At 38.6% G+C, this 6,250-nt stretch carries 7 protein-coding genes; 4 read left to right on the top strand and 3 right to left on the bottom strand.

What is annotated here, in order from left to right; all coding sequences use genetic code 11:
- Together C9J46_RS16605 and C9J46_RS16600 are read left to right on the top strand one after the other, a co-directional pair.
- The coding region (locus tag C9J46_RS16605) for a tyrosine-type recombinase/integrase (protein ID WP_146144668.1) at positions 1-311 on the top strand (311 nt) is incomplete at its 5' end.
- The gene (locus C9J46_RS16600; protein ID WP_107291248.1) at positions 308-1,366 is read left to right on the top strand and encodes an IS91 family transposase; all 1,059 of its coding nucleotides are present in this window, start codon (positions 308-310) and stop codon (positions 1,364-1,366) included. The genes C9J46_RS16605 and C9J46_RS16600, both read left to right, overlap by 4 nt.
- A 227-nt stretch (positions 1,367-1,593) precedes the next feature.
- On the opposite strand, the gene C9J46_RS16595 is transcribed toward C9J46_RS16600, so the two are convergent.
- The 3 genes from C9J46_RS16595 to C9J46_RS16585 form a co-directional block, all read right to left on the bottom strand.
- A complete protein-coding gene (locus C9J46_RS16595) occupies positions 1,594-2,784 on the bottom strand; it encodes a HEPN-associated N-terminal domain-containing protein (protein ID WP_107291247.1) in 1,191 nt (396 codons plus the stop codon).
- A 478-nt stretch (positions 2,785-3,262) separates the two neighbouring features.
- Positions 3,263-3,559, bottom strand: coding sequence for a hypothetical protein (locus tag C9J46_RS16590; protein ID WP_233217794.1), 297 nt, complete (start codon positions 3,557-3,559; stop codon positions 3,263-3,265).
- A gap of 27 nt (positions 3,560-3,586) precedes the next feature.
- Positions 3,587-4,276, bottom strand: coding sequence for an SDR family oxidoreductase (locus C9J46_RS16585; RefSeq protein WP_107247265.1), 690 nt, complete (start codon positions 4,274-4,276; stop codon positions 3,587-3,589).
- Positions 4,277-4,470: 194 nt separating this feature from the next.
- Between C9J46_RS16585 and C9J46_RS16580 the strand changes: the two genes are divergently transcribed.
- Positions 4,471-5,382, top strand: a complete 912-nt coding sequence (locus C9J46_RS16580) for a metal ABC transporter substrate-binding protein (RefSeq protein WP_107291246.1) — start codon at positions 4,471-4,473, stop codon at positions 5,380-5,382.
- On the top strand, positions 5,382-6,239 hold the full coding sequence (locus C9J46_RS16575) for a manganese/iron ABC transporter ATP-binding protein (RefSeq protein ID WP_107291245.1): 858 nt from the start codon (positions 5,382-5,384) through the stop codon (positions 6,237-6,239). The genes C9J46_RS16580 and C9J46_RS16575 overlap by 1 nt, the downstream gene beginning before the upstream one ends.
- Positions 6,240-6,250 lie beyond the last annotated feature (11 nt).

Below are 6,250 nucleotides of genomic sequence, written 5' to 3'. Positions count from 1 at the left end.
TTTTTCCTTCACCGTTCAATGTTAACCATACCGTGATGGATCGCGGTGGCGTTCAAAAAGCAATGAAAGCCGTCATTAAAAGCTGTGGGATCACGAAATCTATCAGTCCTCATAATTTACGTCATAGCTATGCCACTCACCTGTTAGAACGAGGCTTAGATTTACGTTCAGTGCAGCATTTATTAGGTCATAACAGTTTAAATACGACCGCTAAGTACACCCATCTGACCGACATCTCCCGTAAAAACACGACAACAACCATTAATCAACTCACTAATGATTTAACGCTATCATGGGAACTGAACCTATGACTTTTCAATCATTATTGCGCGATTATTACGATGACTTTTGTGCTACGTACTCAACCCAGATCAATCACGATATACGTTATGCCATGAAAGCGATACTCACGTGTCACACTGAAAAACAAGGACATAGTCGCTGGCAATGTTCGCATTGCGAACATCAATCTGAATATGCGATGTCTTGTGGACACCGTCATTGTTCTCAGTGTCAGCACCAAACAACATCCGATTGGTTAGCAAAGCAGCAACAGAAATTGTTGCCTGTTGATTACTTTATGGTGACATTCACGCTGCCAACTGAGCTTCGATGTCTGGCAAAAAAACATCCTAAAGCACTCTATCAAGCCATGTTTACTGTGACTGCCAGTGTAGTAAAAAGCTTCGCTAACAATGATAAATACCTTGGTAATCGCATCGGTTTTACTTCTGTTTTACACACTCATAATCGGCGTCGAGATTTACATCCTCATATTCATATGGTGATCACTGGCGGTGGCTTTGATGACAAGAAACGACAATGGAAAAATTGTAAAAACCACTACCTCTTTAATGCATTTGCTCTCGCAAAAGTATGGCGAGCAAGATTGTTAGCCTATCTCACTACTGAACTAAAGTGGGCGTTACCCGATCACATCACGAAAAAGTGGGTGGTTGATTGTCGGCATGTAGGGCAAGGAAAGCCTGCATTATTGTATTTATCGACATACCTTTATCGAGGGGTAATTGCGGATAAAGACATTCTGTATATCAATAATGAACAGGTGACATTTCGTTATAAAGATAGCCAAACTCAAACGATGAAGACACGCACGTTACCTGTGTTGCAATTTCTCTGGTTGATATTGCAACATGTGTTACCAAAAGGATTTCGTCGAATACGTGATTATGGTCTGCTGCGGGGTCATGAAAAGAAGCTGCTTCAAGCAATCCAATTTATGTTCATGATAGCCGGGCAACTAACGTTGCCCTCACCGAATAAAACGGTACGTATAAAAGCCCAACCCTTTTGCCCCTGCTGCCAACATGTCATGCAATTAACGGGGATATTTCGACCCAGATAACCGACGTTCAATAATAAGGATAATGGCTTTCACGCTTCATAATTAAAGAGGATTTTATTATAAATCAGAGTATTAAAATGATTGGTTCACACCAAGGATAACGCTCGACTTCTTTTTGTCATCACCCTTCATGATATTTCCAATATTTACTTATATAAGGTGGCTTGGGCTTGTCCAACACTTCGGATAGGTGTCGGCTTCGCGACACATATCCTTATTTGTTATATTTATATGTACGATTTAGGGTTAATTCTTTTCACATTAGCAAGCTTCAATAAGCCTTTATCTTCAGACTGTTCTACGCAATCACTGCTATCGCAAAAAATTACTATTGCTTTTTTTCCTTTTAACTTGGAGCTAGGATAAATAATGCCGTCAATTCTGTTTTTATCTGATGTTGTATGGATATACCTAAAATGTTCACTTACTACCTGTGTCGGTACATAATCAACATGCTCAAGACCATCCTTTGATACAGGAGCAGTAAAGTCATCTAGAAACTCATAAATAAATTTCAGTTTATGGCGATAGCTTCTATCCACCCCACTAAAGAAACCCTTAAAACTTGGTAATTTACTGAAATCAACTATTCGTACATCTCTGGTTATTTTGAAACTTCCAACTGTAGCCACTTTGTCATCATTAGTTAGCTCATATGTTTCTGCGATCGCTGTTCGCCTATCAAATGCTCCATAAAACATAGAGATACCAGAGGGACTCATTCTGTTGGCGTAAACGGCATACTCTACTGGCGGGGCACCTAATTGTTTGGCACTAGTTAACTTTTCCTTTCGCGGATGAACTCGAACTCGTAATACATTGCTGCCAGCAGGCAGTGTTTTATAGAGGTTTAAAGAATCAATAATTCCACTAAGCGAGTCCATGAAATATTGCGCAGGAATCTCTTCATACCCCAGACAATCTTTTTCTTCGACTGAACGATAAAAGGAGTAACGTGATTTGTGCTTTACTAAGTCAACAAACCTTTTCCAACCGAAGCTATAAGCTTGCGAAGGTGACAATTGATAAAAGTCTTGCTTACACCATTGTTTATCCCCCAAAGAGGAAATAATGTCATCTTGCAGCTCCATGTTTTCAATCGGAATAGAGATATTTGCAAGCAAATCGTCTGAATCAAAAACGTCACCACACCAGCCACGATCCCATGCAACCCCAACATTATTCGGGTCCCCATATTCCTGAAATACACATGAGAGGAAGTGCTCCATCATTAAATCGAAGTGAACTACGTTCCGCATCTTATTACCGCAATAGCTACACTCTCCTCTACGGCCTTTTTTACGCACGAAGCTGGCTAAATCTTCATCACCTATACATACAGAGCATAGAAATTTATCACCAACGGAGTAGAAACCTCTTTCCTCCTCCTCCATCCAATAGTTTTTAACTCTTCCCATAAGTACAAATCTCAAAATATAAGTAAACAGTATATTAATTAGTATTCTTACTTTTACGCAAAAATATACTTATAAAGTACAGATATTATACTCGATATAATCTATATATATTATGAGCTTAGTAGAATTTTCTTACACCTACCGATTTGAAAGAAGCTGTAAAAATCAGAATTGTATTTAATCAGTCTTATTAAAAACAGAACTAAAGCGATAAAGTCACTGCGTTTCATTATAACTGTGATTTATATACAGCAAATAAAACTAATCTAAAAATCACGTTAATAAGATATGAATGAGTATTTGATAACACGTTTTGGGGCAGAAACGAGTTAGAGCAGAAGACGGACTATTCGTGAAGACAGACTATTATAAACGATAGGAAAAATTTCTTATCCACTCTAAAATGAATATTTAATCACTATTCATTCAATATAAAGAGTGTTAATAAGAGAGCTTAATTGTTTGTGGTTTCGTTTTGCTAACACCAGATGTAATGTGTTAAGTAAAACTTAAGATAGAGAAAAGAATCGTATATTAATTGATAAGTTTTAGTTAGCAGCAACCATATCAACAAAAGTTGCCCGACAATTTCTCCCTCATATTCCGCTACCAAGCTATAACAGCCTTGAGGTAAATTCGACAATCGAGACGTCCAACGATCGAGTGAAGGAAATGGGAGTTGAAGTGTACCGCCATAGGCAATTTCAGATTCATAAATAGCTTTAACACCCATAATATCTTTATCTTCGCTATGTCGAATAATGATATTTTCCATTAGTACACTCCTTTTTGTTCAATTAAATTACCACGCGATACGTGTGCCGTCGTAGTTTATAAACTCCCCTGAATGGTTTACTGAAGTATGTTCAATAACATCAAACAATCCTTTAGCTGAAGTTTCTATATCAATAAGTGCATTAGGGCCACCCATCTCTGTTTGCACCCAACCAGGATGTAAAGCAATAACCGTAAACCCCTCGTCACGAAGATCATTGCTTAAACTTTTTACTACTGAATTAAGTGCTGCTTTTGATGAACGATAAATATAACCACCACCTGAAGTGTTCTCTTCCATGCTGCCAACTTTTGAAGATATGCAGGCTATTTTTTTTGTAGTGCCACTTTTGAGTAATGAGTACAAGCTTTCTATTAATTTTAAGGGTGCAATCGTATTTATTTCAAAAACACGACGCCATTCTTCAACATCAGTCTGACCAAAGCCGTAGCCTTTTGGACCATAATAACCAGCATTATTTATCACAAGATCGAGGCTTGGTAATCGCGTGGCTAGCTGATCAAGCTGCTCGTAATTGGTTACGTCTAATGAATGAATAATGAGATCAGCGTTATGGCTAGCAAGATCTTGCAGATCTACCGCTGTTTCTAATGTTCTCGAGGTTGCATGAACCAACCAGCCTTGCGATAAATACTGCTTCACTAGCCCTAGGCCAATACCCCGATTAGCTCCTGTTATCAATACGCTTTTTTTCATCGTCTCCCCTTACTCATCAACAATAAATACTATTAGTTATCAATCCAATATACCGATTGAATATATACAAACAACCTTAAAAGCCGACAAAAGCAAGAAACACCTTATTGATAATAATTATCAATTGCATTTAAAGATTGCGTTTGTTATAACTTTGAAAAATTTAAATTACTTTCTTTATAGGGATAAAAAGGATGAACTTTCATCAAAAGCAACGATTACGATACGTGACAAATGCTGTACTGCTATCTGTTGGACTGTTTATGAGTACAGTCAGCCATGCTAATGATAAGTTTAAAGTAATTACAACATTCACAATCATTGCTGACATGGCAAAAAATGTCGCAGGTGACGCCGCTATTGTTGAATCTATTACTAAACCCAATGCGGAAATTCATAATTATCAAGTAACACCTGGCGATCTTAAACGGGCACAAGGTGCCGATTTAATACTTTATAACGGTTTAAATTTAGAACTGTGGTTTAATAAGTTTTTCCAAAACCTCCATGATGTTCCTTCTGTAACGGTAACTGAAAATATCACGCCGTTAAGTATTACTCAGGGCCCTTATAACGGTAAACCTAACCCTCATGCTTGGATGTCACCTGAAAACGGTATTATTTATGTTGAAAATATTCGCCAAGCACTGGTTAAGCATGATCCTAAAAATTCGGGTATTTATAATAAAAACGCTCAACAATATACCCAAGAAATTAAGCAGACAATTGCACCTATTCGTAATCAGATTAATACCATACCGGTAGATAAGCGTTGGCTTGTTACCAGTGAAGGGGCTTTTAGCTATCTTGCTCGTGATTTTGGACTAAAAGAACTGTATCTATGGCCTATTAATGCTGATGCCCAAGGCACGCCTCAACAAGTTCGTCAACTTATCGATGCTGTTCGCCAACATCACATTGATGCGGTTTTCAGTGAAAGTACTGTTTCAGCAAAACCGGCTCAACAAGTCGCAAGAGAAACAGGCGCTAACTATGCAGGCGTGCTTTATGTTGACTCGTTGAGTGCTAAAAACGGCCCTGTTCCTACCTATCTAGAGCTAATTAAAGTGACCTCTCAAACCATCGCTAAAGGGCTGAGTTTATAATGATAGGATTAGATATAAACAATATTACAGTTACATACCGTAACGGACATACTGCTCTGCACAATGCCACATTTAGCGTTCCTCAAGGTTCTATCGCAGCCCTAGTCGGGATGAATGGCAGCGGAAAGTCCACACTTTTTAAAGCCATTATGGGATTTGTATCCACCAGCCAAGGTAGTGTGAAAATCCTTAATAATACAGTCAAAAACGCGCTAAAAAGTAATGTGGTAGCCTATGTTCCGCAAAGTGAAGATATAGACTGGAACTTCCCTGTTCTGGTTGAAGATGTCGTTATGATGGGGCGTTATGGTTATATGAATATGTTGCGTATCCCCAAAAAAATAGATCATGAAAAAGTGAATATCGCTCTCGAGCGGGTCAATATGACTGACTTTCGTAAACGTCAAATCGGAGAACTTTCTGGGGGGCAACGTAAACGGGTATTTCTTGCTCGTGCACTCGCGCAAGAAAGTCAGGTGATATTACTCGATGAACCCTTTACAGGCGTTGATGTTCAAACTGAAGATCAAATCATGGCATTGTTACGCGAACTTCGTAATGAAGGCAAAGTCATGCTTGTCTCTACCCATAATCTTGGCAGTATTCCTGACTTTTGTGACCGTACAATTTTAATTAACAAAACCATTTTGGCGTCAGGAGAAACAACCGAGATTTTCACACCTGAAAATTTAAAACTCGCATTCGGTGGTGTATTACGCCACTTCATTTTATCAGGGAAAGATCTTCACGAAGACGACGATAGCCGTAAATTATCGGTTATTTCCGATCATGAACGCCCTGTTGTTATGTATGGTGAAAATGGCGAACAGCAATCTCGCTCCCTTTCCCGTCAATAATAAAAGGAGTG

The organism is Photobacterium sp. GB-36 (assembly GCF_003026135.1).
Taxonomy (GTDB): Bacteria; Pseudomonadota; Gammaproteobacteria; order Enterobacterales; family Vibrionaceae; genus Photobacterium.
This window is presented reverse-complemented; position numbering and strand designations above follow the sequence as displayed.